The sequence below is a fragment of the Novosphingobium decolorationis genome, assembly GCF_018417475.1.
Classification (GTDB): Bacteria; Pseudomonadota; Alphaproteobacteria; order Sphingomonadales; family Sphingomonadaceae; genus Novosphingobium; species Novosphingobium decolorationis.
In genome coordinates, this window is the sequence record NZ_CP054856.1 from 2,539,954 (window position 1) to 2,558,215 (window position 18,262).

An 18,262-nucleotide genomic window follows, 5' to 3' on the forward strand; every position below is an offset into this window, starting at 1 on the left:
CCCCGAATTGTCCAGCCCAGCTGTCGCCCGGCGCGTTGGCGGATATGGAGGCGCAAAGCCCCTCTAAAATCATCCGATGCGTGGATGCGTGCCCTCTCCTTGCGCAAACTGCGCGTGCGGAGAAAGCCAAGGGTGCCGAGTCCGGGGTCAAGGGGCGATGGCCCCTTGAAGCGGTCCCCTTCTTCAGGCGCTGAGCGGCTGCGCGCTGCTGCGTTCGTAGGCAACCCGGCCGACTGGGGGCATGGCCCGCCATTCGAGCGGCGCCTCGTAACAATGCACCGCGACGGCTTCCCCGCGAGCCGCGCTGAAGCGCTCCTCGATGCGGAAGCTGTCCTCGAAGCCTGCGGCAAGCAGGACGCGCGCGTCGCTCTCGCTGTCGAGCGGTTCGTAGGCGACGATACGGTGGTGGCCCAGCGCGCGGGCGTGGTCGAGCATGGCCCGCACCGCCTCGCGGGCGAAGCCCAGGCCGCAGAACCGGCCCTTGATCCAGTAGACAAGCTCCACTTCGCCGCGCTCCCCGGCCACAAGGCCGATATGCCCCACCAGGCGCGCCCCTCCCGGCGCACGCAGATAGATCATGAACTGGGGCAGGCGCTGGTCACGCTCGCCTTCCAGCAGCGCGCGCACCTCACCAAGGGACCGGGGCAACCCGGGCACAGTCAGTGTACGGGGCACGGCATCCGAATTGAGGGCCTCGAAGATATCCTCGAGATCCTCCGGCCAGCCGGGCCTCAGAAACAACCTCTCCGTGCGGATGAACATCGTACGTCTCTCCGTCGTTTTTTCTTTTCCGCAACCGCCCTTATGCAACACCCCAACTCACATTGCACGGAAATTGCGCAAAAGAGCTTCGCTCCTGCCGTAAAGGGTCTGAAGTCTGGACATTAAGAACACGACAGCAGGCGGCTCCGGTGCCCTGCGGATTGCCTTCACGCACCGAATCGCAGGGTGGGTCGGGCCACCCGATTCGCACAGGAGCGAACGCGGGTTTCAGGCCGCCTTGCGGACCATGCCCGCATCGCCCGCGCCATCGCCGCGATCCGCGTCCCCGTCCGAGCCCCCATCTTCCAGCGCAAGCGTGTACTCGAGCGCCATCGCGCTCTCGCCCCGGCCCGAGCTGTAGCGCTCGACAAGGCGTCCGGTAGGCCGGAAACCGGCCTTACGCAGGACCGCGCCCGAGGCGGGGTTGTCGATGAAGTGGCTGGCGACAAGGCGGGTGTGGCCCAGCGTACGGGCGAGCGAAAGGACCCCGCGCGCCGCCTCGCTGGCGTAACCCTGCCCCCAGTGGGGGCGTGCGATCCAGTAGCCGAGCTCGACCTCGTCACGCTGCGCCGCCCCGTCACCGAGATGGGCAAGGCCAATGCAGCCCAGGATCGGGGCGCCGGGAAGGTCCGGACGCGTGATGAGGAAGGTGGGCAGGCCGTGCTCGGCCGGGCGCGCCAGGAAGCGCGCGGCATCGCCCGGCGCATAGGGCCAGGGGGCGGACGCCAGGTTGCAGACGACCTCGGGATCCGCGATCGCGGCGTAGAGTTCGTCCCGGTCCTCGGCCCAGCCGGGCCGCAGGAACAGCCGTTCGCTGCGAAGGAACATTGTCTCTCTCCATTCATCAGCCCCGCGCGGCCGCTTAGGCGCTGCGCGTGACAACCCGGTTACGCCGCATCCACAGGTGCGCGGCGATCCCGGAGGTTCGAGCCCCGTCGCCGGCCGTGCCGGTCAACCGAAGCGATGAAATGAGGGAGACATGCAAAGAGGGAGACAGGCCAGGCCCTCTCCCTCGTGCAGCCGAAACCTTACAAGGTTCGGCAGGGCCATCCTGTCCGGATGGCCCCTATGGCGACCATCCGCTTATTCGGCGGCTTCAGCCATCGCAGCGTCGACCGACACGTACTTGCGGCCGAGCTTGCCATCGTGGAAGCGCACGCGGCCTTCGGCCAGCGCGAACAGGGTGTGATCCTTGCCCATGCCGACGTTGACGCCCGGGTACACCTTGGTGCCACGCTGACGGATGATGATGTTGCCGCCGATCACTTCCTGACCGCCGAACTTCTTGACGCCAAGGCGGCGGCCTGCTGAGTCGCGGCCGTTACGCGACGAGCCGCCTGCTTTCTTATGTGCCATCTCGTTTTCCTTTCGAAATTCGGCGCTTAGCCGACCGAGGTGATGCGAAGCAGCGTAAGCTGCTGGCGGTGGCCGTTCTTGCGGCGATAGTTGTGGCGGCGACGCTTCTTGAAGACGATGACCTTCTCGCTCTTGGCCTGCGCGATGATCTCGGCCGAAACCGAAACCTTCGACGCGTCGACGACATCGCCGTCCTTGCCTGCGATCAGAACATCACCCAGCGTGATGGTCTCGCCAGCTTCACCAGCCAGCTTTTCAACCGCGATCTTGTCTCCGGCGGCAACCCGATACTGCTTGCCGCCCGTGCGCACTACTGCGAACATGGTGCCCTTACCTAATCTCGTGTGTGCCCGAAACGAGCCGAAACAATGTTTTTGCCCCGGCCGCTTTGGTCCGACGAAGAACCGTGGGAAGCCTTGCGGGCGACGCACCGACATACACGCTGCAAATCGAGGATCTGAATGCGCGATGCCGGAAAGAGAGCGAGCCGTTAGGGCACACGACGATTCGTGTCAACCGAAAGAGTCGGCTCTCCTGCGCCTTCCCATATCGGGAAAGACGCCCGAGGCTTTCCAACCGGACGCCACCATGGCGCCCGCTATCGCGCGCTCCTTTGCACGAATCGCGTGGAGCGCCAAGCGATTCGCTGTCGATCCCGTGCGCGCGCGTGCTATGAGCGGCGCCATGACCACGCGCCCTGCCCGCTTCATCCGCCGTTTCGCGCGCCCTGCCGCGCTTGCCCTGCCGCTTGCCGCCGCCCTTCTTTCCTCCGGGTGCGCGAGCACGCGCGACTATCCCTCGCTCTCGATCCGCGAGGTCGAACGCAACATGCGCGCCCGCCCGAGCAAGGCCGAGGAAGCCGAAACGCCCCAGCTGCCCGCCGCCAGCGCCGACCTTGCAACTCGCCTCGACGGTCTGGTCGCGATGGCGCGCACCGCCGATGGCCAGTTTGCGGATGAAAAGAACAGGGCCGAGCGCGCGGTGGCCGCAGCGGGCGGGCGTACCAGCGATTCGTGGAGCGCGGCCCAGATCGCGCTCGCCGCGCTCGAAAGCCACCGCTCGCACGCGATGACCGCGCTGGCCGAACTCGACCAGCTCTATGTCGATGCGCGCGACGAAGCCCCGCTCGCCCCTTCGCCCAAGGCCGAATCGATCGCGGCCGCGCGCGATACGGTCAGCGACATCATCTCGGCTCAGGATTCCGTGATCGACGGTCTCTCGGCACGACTCGCGGGCTGATCGCCACCTCCAGAACGTGAAAACCCCTCCCCGCGTATGCGAGAAGGGGTTCCCGAACGCCTGATCCGTAAAACGCCTGCAAGCCCCCCGGCACCGGCATTCCAGGATCAGGTGGTCAAAACCGCAAAGGTCCCGACCGGCGGTGCGCCGCCACCATGACGAGGCGCGCACACTCCAGCGACGAGAAGACCATGTACCCTCAGACAGTCTCGTGCAGGGCCTGAAGGAGGGCTTGCCATGGCTTGGGATGGGGGGAATTGATGCGGATCAACTTTGCACATTTCGCGTAAGACCGCAGGCCAGAGGCACGCGATGAAGCGAACTACGAGAAAAGATGATTCCGAGGGCCAACGCCCTCGGGCTCCCCGAACTGTCCAGCGCAGCAGTCTCCCGCCGCGTTGGTGGATATCGAGGGGCAAAGCCCCTCTAGAATCATCCGATGCGTGCCCTCACCTTCCGCAAGCTGCGGGCGCTGAGAAAGACGAGGCTGCCGATTCCGGGGTCAAGGGGCGATGGCCCCTTGAAAATCCACCTTCTTACTGGCTTGCGCCTTCTATTCGGCCGCCGCGCTGTCCCAGCGCGCGATATCCTCGAAATCTTCCTCGCGTGGTTCGATCCAGCGCCAGGTGCCGTCCACCTTTTCGCGCTTCCAGAACCAGGACTGGCTCTTGAGGTGATCCATCGCAAAGTCCGCCGCGGCAAAGGCATCGCGGCGGTGGCGGGCCGCCGCGGCGACCAGCACGATGGGATCGGCCGGTGCCATCTCGCCGCTGCGGTGCAGGATGAGGAGCCCGTCGAGCGCCCAGCGCCCGCGCACCTGGGCAGCCAGGTCCTCCATCGCGGGAAGCGTGAGCGGTTCGTAATGCTGGAGTTCGAGCGCCTCGACCCCGCCGCCCTCGCGCACCTGCCCCAGGAAGCTGACGATACCCCCGGCTGCGGGATGGGCGCGGGTAAAGCGGTCCACTTCCTCGCCGGGGGTGAAAGCCTGCGTCAGAAGGCGCACGTCGCTGCGGGTCGGCTCTGCACTCATCCGCCGGAGACCGGGGGCAGGAAGGCGATTTCGTCGCCATCGCGCAGCACCGGCGCGTCCCGGTCCTGAAGCAGGATGCCGTTGACGGCGAGCTTCACGCGCGGTTCGCGCAGGGCGCTCGCCAGCTGGGGACCGAGGCTGTCGATCGCGTCATCGAGCGTACCTGTCAGTTCCACTTCGCGCGCGCCGCAGCCCGCCAAGTCTTCGAGCTTGCCCAGAAACACCATGTTGAGCGCCATCTTCGCGTTATCCTCCGGTCATCGACATGTGACGGGAAAGCGCTGGCGCGGCGCCCGGTTCCTCGATGGCGAAGTGATGGCGTTCTGGCTTGATGCGCATGGCGGTGTCGAGCGCGTCCTGAAGCGCCCGGTCGGGCGCGTCGGAGCGCAGCGCGGCGCGCAGGTCCACCTGTTCGTTCCCGCCAAGACAGGCATAAAGCTGGCCCGTCGCCGTCACGCGGATGCGGTTGCAGCCCTCGCAGAAATTCTGGGTGAGCGGGGTGATGAGCCCCAGGCGTCCGCCGGTCTCGGCAATGTCGAAGTACCGCGCCGGACCGCCCGTGCGGTGCTCGCTGGGCTGGAGCGTCCAGCGCTTTTCCAGGTCCTCGCGCACGGCCAGGAGCGGCAGGTAGTGGTCGAAGCGGTCTTCCTCCACCTCGCCCAGCGGCATGACCTCGATCAGCGTGATCTCGAAGCCCTGCCCGTGCGCCCAGGCGATGATGTCGGGAATCTCGGCCTCGTTGATGCCCTTCAGGGCGACCGTGTTGAGCTTGACGACAAGCCCCGCCTCGCGCGCGGCCTGAAGCCCTTCAAGGACCTGCGGCAGCGAATCGCGGCGCGCAAGAGCGGCAAACCCCTCCCGGTCGAGCGTGTCGAGCGAGACGTTGACGCGCTTTACCCCGGCGGCGGCCAGGCCATCGGCAAATTCGGCCAGCCGCGTCGCGTTGGTGGTGAGGGTCAGTTCATCCAGCCCGTCGCCGATCTTGCGCCCCAGCGCCTGAACCAGCTCCATCATGTCGCGGCGCACCAGCGGCTCGCCGCCGGTCAGGCGGATCTTGCGGATGCCGCGCGCGATGAAGCCAAGCGAGAGCTCGTGCAGTTCCTCCAGACTGAGCACGTCCTTGCGCGGCAGGAAGGTCATGCGCTCGGGCATGCAGTAGGAGCAGCGCAGATCGCACCGATCGGTAACCGAAAGGCGCAGGTACGTGATCCGGCGCTGGAACTGGTCGACAAGGGGAGCAGCTGAGGTCATCCGCCCCGTCATACCATTGACATGGCACCATTACCATCAAGAGCGAACAGCTGGCCGGTTATGGCCTTTACCCCCTCTAGCCACTGCCTTGTAGCGGCCAGCGCTTCTGTGCTGTCGGTCTCCACCGCATTGACCCGCGAAGGGGCATAGCGGCGGGCCAGCCCCTGCACGGTGGCGAGCCGCCAGGCCCGGTGGTCCGCGCCCGCAGGTTCGAACACCAGAGTCAGCGGGTCCGCGCCGCCGCCCAGTGTCAGCTCGACGCCGGGCAGGACGCGCGCGTGAAAATCGCTCGACGCCTCAAGCGGATCCTCGGCCAGCGGGCCGACATAGAGCAGCTCGCCCATGCCCATGCCCTTAGCGGCGGTGCCGGGTCAGGGTAATGCCGATCTTCTCGCCCGCCTCGGCAATCGCAAGCTTCACGATCTTGACGGTGACCGCGGTAATCCGCGCGTCCTGCAGGAACAGCGTGTCGCAGACATGGTCGGCCACGGCTTCGATCAGCGTGAAGTGGACGCCTTCGGGAATCGCGCCCGAGGCCGCGAACTTCAGGTCCATGTAGTTCTTGCTCGCCTCGAGCGGGGTGTCGGGCGTGTAGTGCGCCGCGGGCTTCAGAGCGACGGAGATCGTGAAGCGCAGCGGCTGCGGCTTGCCGGTCTCTTCGGAGTAGATCCCGGTGAGGACGTCCTGTTCGAAGTCCGCGACTTCAAGGATAAGCGAATCGGTCATGGCGCCCCTTAGAGCATTTTCCAGTCAGGTTGCATCACCTGATTGGAGAATGCCCTAGCGCTTCTTCTTCGTGATCGGCGCGTTGAAATCGGGGTCCTTCCTGGCCACCCAGGCGACGAACTTGGCGATGGTCGGATCGTCCAGAAGCCCCTGCGCCTCCATCCCGAAACGCTCCAGCTGCGAGTTGGTGAAGTGGGTGATGATCGTCCGCTGGCAGATCGGGTGCATCGGCACCGTATCCTTGCCGCCCCGGCTCTTGGGAATGGGATGGTGCCAGACGATCTCCGACCCGGTCATCCGCCCGCACAGCCAGCAGTCGGGCGGCGGCGCGGCCTCTTCCTCGGTCTCGTCGTCCAATTCCCAGTCATTGCGGCGTTTGCGGGCCATGGTGTGCTTTCGATAAGGCTTGATCGCGCGCCCTGTTGGCATAGAGCGCGCGGCTGTGACAGGACTTAATGCCATGACCACCCCACAAGACACCCCTCCAAGCGACACCACGCTCCCGCGCCCGCAGCGCCGCCTGCTCGCCCGCCTGTTCAACGCCCGCACGACGCCCATCTGCGTCGACGGGCGCGAATTGCTGACCTTCCAGGAGGCCAAACGCTACCTGCTCTCGCTGGAGCCCGAACCGCGCGAGGCGGCCTACCACGCGATCAAGACGCAGGCAGAGAGATAGAAAGAAGGAAGATGACCGAGGGCCATCGCCCTCGGGCTCCCGGAATCGGAGAGGCTTGGGTGGGACCGGAGCGGCCGCTAGCGCGTCCACACCGCGATGGAGGCTTGAACACTCGAGATCCATGCCAACGAGCAGTGAAGCTGCGAATAAGAACGCGATGGACAGTGGCCAGGGCGAACCTTGCACTTTGCAAAAGAGATGATTGCAAAAATGTCGGGGGGCGTTGGCAATCTGAAAAGACAATCGTGACGGATGGGGCGTTGCCTTTGCATTGACATCAAAATGCCTAAGGGATGCGATGACTTCAATAGACAGGCGCTGTCAGCCTGCATTCCTCCCGAGCCGTTCGTTTTGCTAACAGCACGGATCTCCCGTGTGCTTACCTATTCCAAGAAAGTTCGCATTCCGCGCAATTAGAGCAACCTTCTTTTGGGCATTTCGGTATTCTGCCATAGGAGGGCGCAGGATGTTCAGGGATCTTGCTGGTTTTTCCTGCACATTATTGGCGGCCGGATAGAGTGTGGCGAAAGGATTGAATCATTAAGTGGATTTATCGTGCGTCGATGCGGGCAATCGCTGTGCTCGCCTCAATCAGCGACGCTCAGGCCCATGATGCGCTGCGTAGATTGTCGCCCAGTTCGCCCTGGAACGCGGATTGGGCCGAAAATGCTTGCAGATTGCAGCGTGTGTTCGGCACGGGAGATGATCTCGTCCTGCTGCGCTTTTCGGCCTTTACGCCGGGTTCGAGTTTCCGAACAGAACTGTCAGGTCAGCTCGCACATGTTGATGGAAAGGGACAAAAAATCGGATTGTCCTATCTGCCGGACCCCAGTCGAAAGGTGGGGATGCGGGCGGGCGTAGATGGTCCCGACAAGATCCCCACTCTCATTTTCACCAGCTCGTTTGCCCGCGATGAGGTTGAACAGGCTGAGAAATTGGAGATGATGAAAGCTGATGCAAACCAGCATCCGAACGATTTCCCCGATGCGGTCCTAGCTCCGGCACTGGCCCGAGACGTGACCGGTATGAGACTTGATTTCGGCACCCGACAGTTGGAGCTCGAAACGGGGGCCTTCGACAAAGCCCTTGCCGCCTTAAATCGCTGTGCAGACAACCTGTTGAAGACGTGGGGCATCGATCCCGAGATCAATCGGCTCGTCGTAACGCCCGCCAAGCTCAGGGACAATCAAGCCTTTGTGCGTAAGATTCAGTTTCAATATCCCTTGAATCTTGCGCGGCAGAACGAAATTGGGCTGGTCAGTGCCGTCGTCACAGTCGACGGCGATGGCAAAGCGACCAGTTGCAGGGTCCCTCAGTCGCTTAATGATAAGCGCTTCGATGATCTCGTCTGCGAGGAACTTATGCGAACTCAGTACGAACCAGCTCGATTGGCTGATGGCATGCCGGTTGTAAGCTATTACAGCTTGACGGTCCACTATCCCATGTGACCCTGCCGGCCTTGGAGTGAGGTGGTTCAGCCTTCTTCGACAGTTTGGCGGCTGAGTTAAGCTAATCCCGGTTGTCGTTCATGCCGACTGTTTGATCATCAGATAGAGGAAGCCACGGCGCATCGGAATGTACGTCATGTCGGCGCACCACACATGATTGGACCGTTCGATCGCCAGCGCCTCATCCGTCTCCGGCACCGGGGCATAGGAATAGGACGAGCGGCTGATCCGCAGCAGGTGGCACTGCGCCGTGATCGATAGGCGGTGGTGAGTAGCTTCGACCATCGCCCGCCTCCGGTCCACGCTCATCGACCGAAGGCTTTCGCTAAAAAACCCCGCTCGACGACCAATTGCCCGATCTTGGCGTTCAGCCTTTCGACCTCGCTCTTGCTGACGGCCTTGGCGACATCGCCAGCCCCGGAGAACGTGCCTGCGATCCCGTCGATGGCCTGCCACTTCCACGACGGATCATCGTGTGGTGCACGCCATGCTTGGCTGCCAGCTCCGCCAGCGCCAGATCGCCCCGGATCGCTTCCAGCGCGATCTTGGCCTTAAGATCCGCGCTGTAGCGCTTCCTCGTCGCCTTCATTTCCGTACCAATCCACCAGGTCGGGACTAGCTTAACACCCTGTCCAGAAAACCGGCACCACCTCATCATGATTCAGGCGGGCTCGCTGGACGAGCCGGATCAGGTCACGCCGCAGAACGTCATATACGGCAAGGCCGCCGTCCGCTGGGACCATTTTGATCCGGCACTGAAGGTCTACGACCTTTACGCGCGCTTTGACGAGCAGACCCAAACCGCGGTGGCCGCAGACCGGTAGGCCGCGCTCTCCGGGATCGAATATCCATGGCCTTCTATCCCCAGCCCCCTTCCGAAGGGCGCTCGATCAGACCGCCGGTTCACGCGGTCAGGGGACAGTAGATCGCCTTCCCTTCCTTACGCCGGGTTCGACCAGCGCGCGAAGATGGCGGTGGGGAGGAGGCGGCCTTCGCCGTCCTCGCGCACGGAGAGGTCGCCGTGTTCGATGGTGCCCGGGAGGTCTGTGAAGAGTTCATCCATCAGCCCGGCCAGCGCGAGCGAGGACATGCGCACCGCGTAGACGGTGAGGAACAGGAAGCGGCTGTCGCCGTCGAGCAGCTGGCGGCAGTTCGAGAGGAGCTCGGGCAGGTTCTCTTCAAGGCGCCAGGTCTCGCCACCGGGGCCGCGGCCGAACTTGGGTGGATCGAGGATGATGCCGTCGTAGCGGCGGCCACGGCGCACTTCGCGCGCGGCGAACTTGGCGGCATCGTCGATCATCCAGCGCACCGGGCGATCCTCAAGGCCTGCCAGCGCGGCGTTCTCGCGCGCCTGTGCGACCGACTTCTTCGAGGCATCGACGTGGGTGACGCGGCCATGCGCGGAGAGCGCCAGCGTGCCCACGCCGGTGTAGCCGAACAGGTTCATCGTCTCGGCATCGTCGCGCCCGGCCAGTTGCGCGCGCATCCAGTCCCACACCGGCGCCATGTCCGGGAAGAAGCCGAGGTGGCGAAACGGCGTGCAGCTGGCGGTGAAGGCCACCTCGTTCCAGGCGAGCGGCCAGCCTTCGCGCGGGACGTCGCGGTCGAAGAGCCACTTGCCCCCGCCATCTTCGTCCGAGCCGGGAACGAATTCGCCGTCGGCATCCCAGGTCTCGGTGCGCGGGCTCCACATCGCCTGCGGTTCGGGCCGCACGAAGCGGCGCGCGCCATAGCGTTCGAGCTTGCGGCCGTGGCCCGAGTCGACGAGGCCGTAGTCGTCCCAGCCTTCGCCGATCATCAGGACGGGGGATGTTAAGAGCGTTGCCATGGGCTGTGCCCTAGCCCTCAGACCTTGGGTGCGGCAAGCCCCGCGACGAATTCGGCCACGGCGTCGTATTCGCCCGCCAGCTTCGTGCACTTCTCCTCGCGGTCGAACAGGTCACCCACGCGCGCGGGCAGGCTCGGCCGGTGGCCGGTCGAACGCTCGACCGCCTCGGGGAACTTGGCCGGGTGCGCGGTCGCCAGGGTGACGACGGGCGTCTTCGCGTCGATCCCGGCGGTGCGCGCGGCAAAGAGGCCACAGGCGGTGTGCGGATCGATCAGCTCGCCGCAGTTCTCCCAGGCCCAGCGGATCGTCTCGGCCATCTCGTCCTGGTCGGCTCGGGCCGACTGGAAGAGTGCAGCCGCGCCTTCGCGCTGCGCGTTCGAAAGCTGCATCGCCTTGGTCGCCTCAAAGCCCTTCATCTGCTCGGCCATGGCCGCGCCGTCACGGCCGCCAAGGTCGAACAGCAGGCGCTCGAAGTTGGAGGAGACCTGGATATCCATCGAGGGCGCGGCGGTCGGCGTCACGGTCCCCTGCGAGTAGTCGCCGCTCGAGAGCGCGCGGTGCAGGATGTCGTTCACATTGGTGGCCACCACCAGCTTGGCAACGGGCAGGCCCATCTGCGCCGCGACATAGCCGGCGAAGACATCGCCGAAGTTGCCGGTCGGCACCGAGAAGGCGACCTCGCGCTCGGGCGCACCAAGCTGGAGCGCGGCGGCGAAGTAGTAGACGACCTGGGCCATCAGGCGCGCCCAGTTGATCGAGTTCACCGCGCCGATCGCGAAGCGGTCGGTCATCGCGGTATCGTTGAACATGCGCTTCACCATCGCCTGCGCGTCGTCGAACGAGCCGTCGATGGCGATGTTGTGGACGTTGGGCGCGAGCACCGTCGTCATCTGGCGGCGCTGCACGTCCGAGACGCGGCCGTGCGGGTGGAGCATGAAGATGTCCACCTTGGCGCGGCCCGCCACCGCGTCGATCGCGGCCGAGCCGGTGTCGCCCGAGGTCGCGCCCACGATGGTGAGGTTGCGGTCCGAACGGCTGAGGAATTCCTCGAAGAAGAGGCCGAGCAGCTGGAGCGCGACGTCCTTGAAGGCGAGCGTGGGGCCGTGGAACAGTTCGAGCACCCAGTGCTGCTCGTCGAGCTGCTTGAGCGGTGTCACCGCCTTGTGCGCGAATCGGCCATAGGCCTCGGTGGTGAGTTCGAGCAGGCGCTCGTAGGTCAGGCTCTGGCCGACGAACGGCGCCATGACCCGCGCGGCGAGTTCGGCGTAGGAGAGACCGGCCATGCCCGCGATCTCGTCCTTGGAGAAACGCGGCCATTCGCGCGGAACGTAGAGCCCGCCGTCGCTGGCGAGGCCAGCCAGCGTGGCGCCTTCGAAATCGAGCGCCGGTGCGCTGCCGCGGGTGCTGATGTAGTCCATGACTTCCCTGTTCGTCGGATCCGGCCTGCCGAAACGGACCTTGCTCGGTGGTTCTGCCCGGTGTGCCCGCGGCCTTTGCAGGCGCGGTTAGCGCCCGCGAGGCGGCAAGGCAATCCCGCTGTGAAACGCGGCCCCACGAAACGCAAGGCTCATGAACGCCCCTTCCGGCGCAAGACCATTGCGTAAATGACCAGCGCGGTCAGTGCAAAGGAGAACCACTGGACCGCGTAGGAGAGGTGGTTGTTGGGCAGATCGGACGGGTCGGGAAGCGCGTTCGCCTCGAGTCCGCCCAGCGCCGGGTCGGCCACCAGACGCGGGCCCGGCGCGATCACGCCGTGCACCTCGCCGCCCTGCCAGGTGCCCTTGCCATCGGGCCGCCGGGTCCAGCCCAGCACCACCCGCGCCTCGCCGCCGCCTGCCAGCGCGCAGGTCGCGGTGCGCGCGAAGCCGGTCTCGTCGTTGCGATTGCGGCCCGCCACCGCGCTGGTCGCGGTCACGGCGGTGCAGGTGAGATGGGCGCGGCGATAGAGCAGCTGCGCGCCCGGACCTTGCCTCGGCCAGGCGATCTCCTGCGTGAGGCCTGCCGCCCCGGCGTAGTGCGCGAGCAGCTGGGCCTTCTCCTCGCGGCGCTCCAGCTGCCAGAGGCCAAGCGCGATCATCACGCCGACGGCCAGGAGTACGACCAGCGTGGAGACAATGGGGATGGAGCGCATGGATCAGGGCCTTTTCGTCGGGCACGGGAATCAGGAAGAGAGATACAAGGGGCCATCGCCCCTTGACCCCAAAATCGGCGACCTCACCTTTCCCGGCCACCGCAGCGCGCGAAAGGTGAGGTAGACAGTTTGGGGAGCCCGAGGGCGATGGCCCTCGGAAATCATCTCTCTACTAACAATCGCACGTGAGGCCCCACCAAACCGAAAGGGCAGCCGGCGCGAACGCGGGCTGCCCTTTGCGGCTTTGCGAGACCTGCGCGGATCAGTGCGTGGGATAGCCCCAGCCGCCCCAGATGTAGACCGCGACGAAGAGGAACAGCCACACCACGTCGACGAAGTGCCAGTACCAGGCCGCGGCCTCGAAGCCGAAGTGCTGGCGCGGCGTGAAGTCGCCCTGGTAGCTGCGCACGAGGCACACGGCGAGGAAGATGGTGCCGACGATGACGTGGAAGCCATGGAAGCCGGTCGCCATGTAGAAGGCCGAACCATAGGTGTTGCCGCCAAAGCCGAACGGCGCGTGCAGGTATTCGTAGCCCTGGATCGCGCTGAACAGGACGCCCAGCGCAATCGTCGCCCACAGGCCCTTCTTGAGGCCCTCACGGTCGCCGTGGATCAGCGAGTGGTGGGCCCAGGTCACCGTGGTGCCCGAGGTCAGCAGGATCAGCGTGTTGAGCAGCGGCAGCGCGAAGGGATCCATGACCGCCTCGATCGCCTTGGGCGGCCACTGTCCGTCCACCACCTCGGTAAGAGTGGAGGGGAACAGCGAGAAATCGAAGAAGGCCCAGAACCAGCCGACAAAGAACATCACCTCCGAGGCGATGAACAGGATCATGCCGTAGCGCTGGTGCAACTGGACGACCGGGGTATGGTCACCTGCGCGCGCTTCGTGGACGATCTTGGAGAACCACATCCACATCGAGGCGATGAGGAGCGCCAAGCCCATCCACGGCACGAAGGCACCGCCGGGCATGTCGTGCATGAACAGCACCATGCCCGAGGTGAAGATCAGCGCGCCCAGCGTGGTCGCCAGCGGCGCGATGTCCGGCGGCAGGATGTGGTAATCGTGGTTCTTGGTACCGGCCATGTGCCTTCATCCCCGTTTATCGAATACTGTTCTAGCCGCTGCGCCCGGCGCCACGTGCCGGAGGAAACGGTCCCCAAATGAGCCTTAACTTCCCGCCCCGGCGCGGTCCAGACCCTTTGCATCCGCAGGAGATGTCTGAACTTCGTTGAGGTGGAAGGTGTAGCTGAGCGTAATCTGTTCGACGTCCTTGTTGTCTTCATCGCCAAGGATCGCCGGATCGACGTAGTAGAGCACCGGCATCTTCACGGTTTCGCCGGGCTGGAGTGTCTGCTGCGTGAAGCAGAAGCACTGGATCTTGTTGAAATACTTGGCCGCCTGTTCGGGCTCCACGTTGAAGCTGGCGGTGCCGGTCACGGGTTTGTCCGAGGTGTTGGTGGCCTCGAACAGCGCCATGTCGCGCTGACCCACGGTGATGTCGTGGGTGGTCTGGAGCGGCTTGAAATTCCAGGGCATGTCGTGCGCGACATTGGCGTCGAAACGGATCGACATGGGCCGCGCGGCAACCTGGACAGCCTCAGCCGTCGCCCCGTCGACGCGCTGGGTGGTGCCACCATAGCCCGTCACCTGGCAGAAGATGCGGTAGAGCGGAACCGCCGCAAAGCCCAGCGCCAGCATGCCCAGCGCCATCGAAAGACCGATCAGGCCGACCTTGCGGTTGCGGCGGCGCGTCTGCGCGGCCTGGCTCGTGGCATCGTGGGGCGTGGACAGGCTCGCCATGGCTCAGCCCATCTTCGCGATCGAGATGAAGAAGACGAGGACCACGAAGGCGGCGAGACCCAGGCCAAGCACGCGATTGCGGTCCTTGCGGATCTGCTCGACGCTGCGGGTATCGGGCACGGGGGTGTCGGGCTTTTCCTCGTCCATAAACTCCCTCAGATGACGATGAACCGGTCGAGTACCAGCGCGGCAAAGAGCGCAAAGAGGTAGATGACCGAGTAGGCGAAGAGCTGCTTCTCGGGCTTCATCGTGTCCTCTTCGCCCCGCGTGCGCAGGCCGACCCGGACCGAGAGCGCGAGGAACAGCGCGGACAGCACGAATGCGCTCGCGCCGTAGACGAGGCCCGTACCGCCGATCCACCAGGGGACCATCGTGAGCGGCAGGAGCAGCACCGAGTAGATCAGGATCTGGCGGCGCGTGGCCTTTTCACCCGCGACGACCGGCATCATCGGGATGCCGACCTTGGCGTAGTCGCTCTTCACGAAGAGCGCGAGCGCCCAGAAGTGCGGCGGCGTCCACATGAAGATGATGGCAAAGAGCACCACTGGCATGAGCGTGATCTCGCCCGTGGCCGCAACCCAGCCGATCAGCGGCGGGAACGCGCCTGCGCCGCCACCGATGACGATGTTCTGCGGTGTGCGGGGCTTCAGCCAGATAGTGTAGATGACCGAATAGTAGACGATCGAGACGGCCAGGATCGCGGCCGGCAGCCAGCCGATCGCAAAGCCCATCAGGAACACCGAGCCCGAGCAGAGCACCAGCGCGAAGTCGCGCGCGGTGGTGCGGTCGAGACGGCCCTGCGGGAGCGGGCGCTTGGCGGTGCGCTTCATGCCCGCATCAAGGTCGGCTTCCCACCACTGGTTGAGCGCGGCCGCGCCGCCGGCCCCGATGGCGATGCACAGGATCGCGGTGAAGGCGAGGACCGGGTGGATGCGCGTAGGCGCGGCGATGAGGCCGCACAGGCCGGTGAAGATGACAAGGCTCATCACGCGCGGCTTGGTCAGCGCGATGAGGTCACGCCATTCGGCCGGACGCCGGGCGGGAGCCGGATTCGGGGGGGTAATCGAGGTGGTCATGGTGGCGTGCCCATACACCGTTCGTGCCTTTCAGGCGAGACGGACAATTTGCCCGACCCGAAGGCCCGGCAAATCGTCGCGTGTGCGCCGTTGGGAGGGACCGGGACCGATCAGTGGTGCGCGGCCTCTTCGATGACCGGAAGGGTCTCGAACTGGTGGAACGGCGGCGGGCTGGTCAGCGTCCATTCCAGCGTCGTCGCACCCTCGCCCCAGTAATTGTCCTCGGCCTTGCGGCCCGCGAGGAAGGCGTAGGCAATGTTCACGAACCACACGACCAGCGAGGCGGCCATGACCATGTAGCCGATCGTCGCGATGTGGTTCCAGTAGGTGAAGGCTTCCGGGTAGTCCGGGTAGCGGCGCGGCATGCCCTGCATCCCCAGGAAGTGCATGGGGAAGAAGATCATGTTCACGCCCACGAAGAACACCGCGAAGTGCACGTAGGAGAGGAACTCCGAGTGCATCTTGCCGCTCATCTTCGGGAACCAGTAGTAGAAGCCGGCGAAGAGCGCGGTCACCGCGCCCAGCGAGAGCACGTAGTGGAAGTGCGCGACGACGTAGTAGGTGTCGTGCAGGTTGTCGTCGACACCGCCGTTCGCGAGCACGACGCCGGTGACGCCGCCCACGGTGAACAGGAAGATGAAGCCGATGGCCCAGATCATCGGGCTCTTGAACTCCATCGAGCCGCCCCACATCGTGGCGATCCACGAGAAGATCTTCACGCCGGTCGGCACCGCGATGACCATGGTGGCCGCGGTGAAGTACATCTTGGTGTTCACCGAAAGGCCGGTCGAATACATGTGGTGCGCCCACACGATGAAGCCGACGACGCCGATCGCGACCATGGCGTAGGCCATGCCGAGGTAGCCGAAGACCGGCTTCTTCGAGAAGGTCGAGATGATCTGCGAGATGATGCCGAAGCCGGGCAGGATCATGATGTAGACTTCGGGGTGGCCGAAGAACCAGAACAGGTGCTGGTAGAGCACCGGATCACCGCCGCCGGCGGGATCGAAGAAGGTCGTGCCGAAGTTGCGGTCGGTCAGCAGCATGGTGATGGCCGCGGCCAGGACCGGCAGCGAGAGCAGCAGCAGGAACGCGGTGACCAGCACCGACCACACGAACAGCGGCATCTTGTGCAGCGTCATGCCCGGCGCGCGCATGTTGAAGATGGTGGTGATGAAGTTGATCGCGCCCATGATCGAGCCCGCACCCGAAAGGTGCAGCGCGAAGATGCCGAAATCGACGGCAGGTCCGGGCGAACCGTAGGTCGAGAGCGGCGCATAGACCGTCCAGCCGGTCCCCGCACCAAGCCCCGTACCGCCCGGTACGAAGGCCGAGCACAAGAGCGAGACGAAGCCCGCCACGGTCAGCCAGAACGAGATGTTGTTCATGCGCGGGAAGGCCATGTCCGGCGCGCCGATCATGATCGGCACGAACCAGTTGCCAAAGCCGCCGATGATCGCGGGCATGACCATGAAGAAGACCATGATCAGGCCGTGCGCGGTAATCAGCACGTTCCAGGTGTGGAGCGTGGTGGTGAAATCGGGATTCTCGGCCCCGAACCACTTGGCGAACATGTCGAGGTACTGGATGCCGGGCTCGGCGAGCTCGACGCGCATCATCCCCGAGAAGGCGCCGCCGATGATCCCCGCGATGATCGCGAAGATCAGGTACATCGTGCCGATGTCCTTGTGGTTGGTCGACATGAACCAGCGGGCGAAGAAGCCCGGGTGGTCATGCCCGTGATCGTGGCCGTGGTCTGCGACGTGGCCCTGGAACTGGTCTGCGGTGGTTGCCATGGTGGTAAACCCTAATCCTTGCGTTCGCGGGGCCGTCAGGCGGCGGCTTCGGTGGCGGCGTCTTCCGGCATGTCGGCCGGGACGGTTTCGCCCTCGCCCGCCGGAGCGGCCGCGGCCGGCTCTTCACGCCCGTCGATCACGGCGCCGGGATGGGTCAGGACCCACTGGTTGTACTTTTCGCGCGGGAGCGCCTCGAGCGCGATGGGCATGTAGCCGTGCTTCGCGCCGCACAGTTCCGAACACTGGCCGTAGTAGACGCCCGGCTTCTCGACGAAGAGGACCTTCTCGTTGATGCGGCCCGGCACCGCGTCGAGCTTGAACCACAGCGAGGGCACGGCGAACGAGTGGATCACGTCGGCCGCGGTGATCTGCAGGCGGATCGGTTCGCCCGCGGGCACGACGAGGCGGTTGTCGACTTCGAGGTGCGAGGGGCCATCCCAGGCCTGCGAGCCGACTTCGCGCACACCGTTGTTGATGACCGGCTGGCCCGGAATGTTGAGCATGTTCGAGATCACCTCGAACTCGCCATTGTCGGGGTAGCCATAGGTCCAGAACCACTGGTTGCCGGTGACCTTGATGGTCAGCGCTTCCTTGGGCGCAGGCTTGTACTGCTTGGCGATGAGGTCGATCGAGGGGACCGCGATGCCGAGCAGAATGAACACCGGCAGGATCGTCCAGACGACCTCGATCGCGGTGTTGTGGCTGGTCTTGGAGGCGACCGGGTTGGCGCGGCGGTTGTAGCGCACCACGACCCAGATCAGCAGCGCGAGCACGAACAGCGTGATGATCGTGATGATCGGCATCAGAGCGTAGTTGTGAATCTTCAGCGCGTATTCACCAATCGGCGAATACTGTTCCTGGAAGCCGATCCCGCCCGGCGTCGGCATGCCCACGCCTTCGGTCGGCGTCATCGGCGTGTAGCTACCTTCCTCCTGCGCCAGCGCGGGCGCGGCCAGAAATGCAGCTGCGAAAAAAAGGCTGGCCTTCCCCAAAAGGCGCGGTGAGCGGGCGATGTGTCCGGATATCATCGTTATAGCGCTTCCGTTTCTCTTTTATAACGTACACGCGAATCGCCCCGCCTGCACGCACCCCAAATGCGGAGGCTCTTGCCCCCCTTCCATCTTGGCCTATACGCGCGCTTG

Annotated in this window: 23 protein-coding genes and 1 pseudogene; 4 read left to right on the top strand and 20 right to left on the bottom strand. The window is 64.9% G+C overall.

Annotation, left to right across the window (positions count from 1 at the left end):
• Positions 1–183: 183 nt before the first annotated feature.
• The 4 genes from HT578_RS11810 to rplU all read right to left on the bottom strand — a co-directional run bounded on the left by HT578_RS11810 (position 184) and on the right by rplU (position 2,441).
• Positions 184–762, bottom strand: a complete 579-nt coding sequence (locus HT578_RS11810) for a GNAT family N-acetyltransferase (protein WP_052322143.1) — start codon at positions 760–762, stop codon at positions 184–186.
• Positions 763–990: 228 nt separating this feature from the next.
• Positions 991–1,590 carry a GNAT family N-acetyltransferase gene (locus HT578_RS11815; RefSeq protein WP_039390314.1) on the bottom strand — a complete coding sequence of 200 codons (600 nt, stop codon included), beginning with the start codon at positions 1,588–1,590 and terminating at the stop codon, positions 991–993.
• A gap of 255 nt (positions 1,591–1,845) precedes the next feature.
• On the bottom strand, positions 1,846–2,118 hold the full coding sequence (gene rpmA / locus HT578_RS11820; RefSeq protein WP_039390313.1) for a 50S ribosomal protein L27: 273 nt from the start codon (positions 2,116–2,118) through the stop codon (positions 1,846–1,848).
• A gap of 26 nt (positions 2,119–2,144) precedes the next feature.
• The gene (rplU, locus tag HT578_RS11825; RefSeq protein WP_039390312.1) at positions 2,145–2,441 is read right to left on the bottom strand and encodes a 50S ribosomal protein L21; all 297 of its coding nucleotides are present in this window, start codon (positions 2,439–2,441) and stop codon (positions 2,145–2,147) included.
• 361 nt (positions 2,442–2,802) lie between these two features.
• Here rplU and HT578_RS11830 point away from each other — a divergent pair, with 361 nt between their 5' ends.
• Positions 2,803–3,357 (top strand): hypothetical protein, encoded by a 555-nt coding sequence (locus tag HT578_RS11830; protein WP_239026258.1) that lies wholly within the window; start codon positions 2,803–2,805, stop codon positions 3,355–3,357.
• Between the two features lie 553 nt (positions 3,358–3,910).
• Here the strand turns inward: HT578_RS11830 and HT578_RS11835 are convergent.
• The 6 genes from HT578_RS11835 to HT578_RS11860 are packed head-to-tail and all read right to left on the bottom strand — an operon-like array spanning position 3,911 to position 6,751.
• Positions 3,911–4,387: a molybdenum cofactor biosynthesis protein MoaE gene (locus HT578_RS11835; protein ID WP_213499630.1), complete on the bottom strand. Its 477-nt coding sequence runs from the start codon at positions 4,385–4,387 to the stop codon at positions 3,911–3,913.
• Entirely contained in the window at positions 4,384–4,626 is a 243-nt protein-coding gene (locus HT578_RS11840; RefSeq protein WP_213499632.1) for a MoaD/ThiS family protein, read from the bottom strand. Before HT578_RS11840 ends, HT578_RS11835 begins: the two co-directional genes overlap by 4 nt.
• A 7-nt stretch (positions 4,627–4,633) precedes the next feature.
• Positions 4,634–5,638 (bottom strand): GTP 3',8-cyclase MoaA, encoded by a 1,005-nt coding sequence (moaA, locus tag HT578_RS11845; RefSeq protein WP_213499634.1) that lies wholly within the window; start codon positions 5,636–5,638, stop codon positions 4,634–4,636.
• An 8-nt stretch (positions 5,639–5,646) separates the two neighbouring features.
• A complete protein-coding gene (locus HT578_RS11850; protein WP_039390296.1) occupies positions 5,647–5,982 on the bottom strand; it encodes a Rossmann fold domain-containing protein in 336 nt (111 codons plus the stop codon).
• A gap of 10 nt (positions 5,983–5,992) precedes the next feature.
• Positions 5,993–6,364 carry a dihydroneopterin aldolase gene (locus HT578_RS11855; RefSeq protein ID WP_039390294.1) on the bottom strand — a complete coding sequence of 124 codons (372 nt, stop codon included), beginning with the start codon at positions 6,362–6,364 and terminating at the stop codon, positions 5,993–5,995.
• A gap of 54 nt (positions 6,365–6,418) precedes the next feature.
• Positions 6,419–6,751, bottom strand: coding sequence for a hypothetical protein (locus HT578_RS11860; protein ID WP_213499636.1), 333 nt, complete (start codon positions 6,749–6,751; stop codon positions 6,419–6,421).
• A 73-nt stretch (positions 6,752–6,824) separates the two neighbouring features.
• On the opposite strand from HT578_RS11860, the gene HT578_RS11865 reads away from it, so the two are divergent.
• Together HT578_RS11865 and HT578_RS11870 are read left to right on the top strand one after the other, a co-directional pair.
• Positions 6,825–7,040 carry a hypothetical protein gene (locus HT578_RS11865; RefSeq protein WP_213499638.1) on the top strand — a complete coding sequence of 72 codons (216 nt, stop codon included), beginning with the start codon at positions 6,825–6,827 and terminating at the stop codon, positions 7,038–7,040.
• A gap of 563 nt (positions 7,041–7,603) precedes the next feature.
• The gene (locus HT578_RS11870) at positions 7,604–8,488 is read left to right on the top strand and encodes an energy transducer TonB (RefSeq protein WP_213499640.1); all 885 of its coding nucleotides are present in this window, start codon (positions 7,604–7,606) and stop codon (positions 8,486–8,488) included.
• A gap of 96 nt (positions 8,489–8,584) precedes the next feature.
• Here HT578_RS11870 and HT578_RS22250 read toward each other — a convergent pair.
• Positions 8,585–9,077: pseudogene (locus HT578_RS22250) on the bottom strand (transposase); the annotation flags it as partial.
• Between the two features lie 67 nt (positions 9,078–9,144).
• Between HT578_RS22250 and HT578_RS11880 the strand changes: the two are divergent.
• Positions 9,145–9,312, top strand: a complete 168-nt coding sequence (locus tag HT578_RS11880; RefSeq protein ID WP_213499650.1) for a hypothetical protein — start codon at positions 9,145–9,147, stop codon at positions 9,310–9,312.
• Between the two features lie 116 nt (positions 9,313–9,428).
• Here the strand turns inward: HT578_RS11880 and HT578_RS11885 are convergent, their stop codons facing one another.
• From HT578_RS11885 to coxB, 9 genes are all read right to left on the bottom strand, one after another.
• On the bottom strand, positions 9,429–10,316 hold the full coding sequence (locus HT578_RS11885) for a class I SAM-dependent methyltransferase (protein ID WP_052322132.1): 888 nt from the start codon (positions 10,314–10,316) through the stop codon (positions 9,429–9,431).
• 17 nt (positions 10,317–10,333) lie between these two features.
• Positions 10,334–11,734, bottom strand: coding sequence for a threonine synthase (gene thrC / locus HT578_RS11890; protein ID WP_213499652.1), 1,401 nt, complete (start codon positions 11,732–11,734; stop codon positions 10,334–10,336).
• A gap of 149 nt (positions 11,735–11,883) precedes the next feature.
• Positions 11,884–12,447 carry an SURF1 family cytochrome oxidase biogenesis protein gene (locus HT578_RS11895; protein ID WP_213499654.1) on the bottom strand — a complete coding sequence of 188 codons (564 nt, stop codon included), beginning with the start codon at positions 12,445–12,447 and terminating at the stop codon, positions 11,884–11,886.
• Positions 12,448–12,709: 262 nt separating this feature from the next.
• On the bottom strand, positions 12,710–13,531 hold the full coding sequence (locus HT578_RS11900) for a cytochrome c oxidase subunit 3 (protein WP_039390199.1): 822 nt from the start codon (positions 13,529–13,531) through the stop codon (positions 12,710–12,712).
• Positions 13,532–13,615: 84 nt separating this feature from the next.
• On the bottom strand, positions 13,616–14,248 hold the full coding sequence (locus HT578_RS11905) for a cytochrome c oxidase assembly protein (protein WP_213499656.1): 633 nt from the start codon (positions 14,246–14,248) through the stop codon (positions 13,616–13,618).
• Between the two features lie 3 nt (positions 14,249–14,251).
• Entirely contained in the window at positions 14,252–14,395 is a 144-nt protein-coding gene (locus tag HT578_RS11910; protein WP_213499658.1) for a hypothetical protein, read from the bottom strand.
• A gap of 8 nt (positions 14,396–14,403) precedes the next feature.
• Positions 14,404–15,324, bottom strand: a complete 921-nt coding sequence (locus HT578_RS11915; RefSeq protein WP_213499660.1) for a heme o synthase — start codon at positions 15,322–15,324, stop codon at positions 14,404–14,406.
• Between the two features lie 110 nt (positions 15,325–15,434).
• Positions 15,435–17,120, bottom strand: a complete 1,686-nt coding sequence (gene ctaD, locus HT578_RS11920; protein ID WP_039390197.1) for a cytochrome c oxidase subunit I — start codon at positions 17,118–17,120, stop codon at positions 15,435–15,437.
• A 35-nt stretch (positions 17,121–17,155) separates the two neighbouring features.
• Complete coding sequence (gene coxB, locus HT578_RS11925) at positions 17,156–18,148, bottom strand: cytochrome c oxidase subunit II (RefSeq protein WP_213499662.1); 993 nt, start codon at positions 18,146–18,148, stop codon at positions 17,156–17,158.
• Positions 18,149–18,262: the final 114 nt, after the last annotated feature.

What these genes read in the sequence shown, in the direction of transcription:
- HT578_RS11810 (WP_052322143.1), bottom strand. Translation starts at nt 762, where the DNA reads ATGTTCATCCGCACGGAGAGGTTGTTTCTGAGGCCCGGCTGGCCGGAG.
- HT578_RS11815 (WP_039390314.1), bottom strand. Translation starts at nt 1,590, where the DNA reads ATGTTCCTTCGCAGCGAACGGCTGTTCCTGCGGCCCGGCTGGGCCGAG.
- rpmA (WP_039390313.1), bottom strand. Translation starts at nt 2,118, where the DNA reads ATGGCACATAAGAAAGCAGGCGGCTCGTCGCGTAACGGCCGCGACTCA.
- rplU (WP_039390312.1), bottom strand. Translation starts at nt 2,441, where the DNA reads ATGTTCGCAGTAGTGCGCACGGGCGGCAAGCAGTATCGGGTTGCCGCC.
- HT578_RS11830 (WP_239026258.1), top strand. Translation starts at nt 2,803, where the DNA reads ATGACCACGCGCCCTGCCCGCTTCATCCGCCGTTTCGCGCGCCCTGCC.
- HT578_RS11835 (WP_213499630.1), bottom strand. Translation starts at nt 4,387, where the DNA reads ATGAGTGCAGAGCCGACCCGCAGCGACGTGCGCCTTCTGACGCAGGCT.
- HT578_RS11840 (WP_213499632.1), bottom strand. Translation starts at nt 4,626, where the DNA reads ATGGCGCTCAACATGGTGTTTCTGGGCAAGCTCGAAGACTTGGCGGGC.
- moaA (WP_213499634.1), bottom strand. Translation starts at nt 5,638, where the DNA reads ATGACCTCAGCTGCTCCCCTTGTCGACCAGTTCCAGCGCCGGATCACG.
- HT578_RS11850 (WP_039390296.1), bottom strand. Translation starts at nt 5,982, where the DNA reads ATGGGCGAGCTGCTCTATGTCGGCCCGCTGGCCGAGGATCCGCTTGAG.
- HT578_RS11855 (WP_039390294.1), bottom strand. Translation starts at nt 6,364, where the DNA reads ATGACCGATTCGCTTATCCTTGAAGTCGCGGACTTCGAACAGGACGTC.
- HT578_RS11860 (WP_213499636.1), bottom strand. Translation starts at nt 6,751, where the DNA reads ATGGCCCGCAAACGCCGCAATGACTGGGAATTGGACGACGAGACCGAG.
- HT578_RS11865 (WP_213499638.1), top strand. Translation starts at nt 6,825, where the DNA reads ATGACCACCCCACAAGACACCCCTCCAAGCGACACCACGCTCCCGCGC.
- HT578_RS11870 (WP_213499640.1), top strand. Translation starts at nt 7,604, where the DNA reads ATGCGGGCAATCGCTGTGCTCGCCTCAATCAGCGACGCTCAGGCCCAT.
- HT578_RS11880 (WP_213499650.1), top strand. Translation starts at nt 9,145, where the DNA reads ATGATTCAGGCGGGCTCGCTGGACGAGCCGGATCAGGTCACGCCGCAG.
- HT578_RS11885 (WP_052322132.1), bottom strand. Translation starts at nt 10,316, where the DNA reads ATGGCAACGCTCTTAACATCCCCCGTCCTGATGATCGGCGAAGGCTGG.
- thrC (WP_213499652.1), bottom strand. Translation starts at nt 11,734, where the DNA reads ATGGACTACATCAGCACCCGCGGCAGCGCACCGGCGCTCGATTTCGAA.
- HT578_RS11895 (WP_213499654.1), bottom strand. Translation starts at nt 12,447, where the DNA reads ATGCGCTCCATCCCCATTGTCTCCACGCTGGTCGTACTCCTGGCCGTC.
- HT578_RS11900 (WP_039390199.1), bottom strand. Translation starts at nt 13,531, where the DNA reads ATGGCCGGTACCAAGAACCACGATTACCACATCCTGCCGCCGGACATC.
- HT578_RS11905 (WP_213499656.1), bottom strand. Translation starts at nt 14,248, where the DNA reads ATGGCGAGCCTGTCCACGCCCCACGATGCCACGAGCCAGGCCGCGCAG.
- HT578_RS11910 (WP_213499658.1), bottom strand. Translation starts at nt 14,395, where the DNA reads ATGGACGAGGAAAAGCCCGACACCCCCGTGCCCGATACCCGCAGCGTC.
- HT578_RS11915 (WP_213499660.1), bottom strand. Translation starts at nt 15,324, where the DNA reads ATGACCACCTCGATTACCCCCCCGAATCCGGCTCCCGCCCGGCGTCCG.
- ctaD (WP_039390197.1), bottom strand. Translation starts at nt 17,120, where the DNA reads ATGGCAACCACCGCAGACCAGTTCCAGGGCCACGTCGCAGACCACGGC.
- coxB (WP_213499662.1), bottom strand. Translation starts at nt 18,148, where the DNA reads ATGATATCCGGACACATCGCCCGCTCACCGCGCCTTTTGGGGAAGGCC.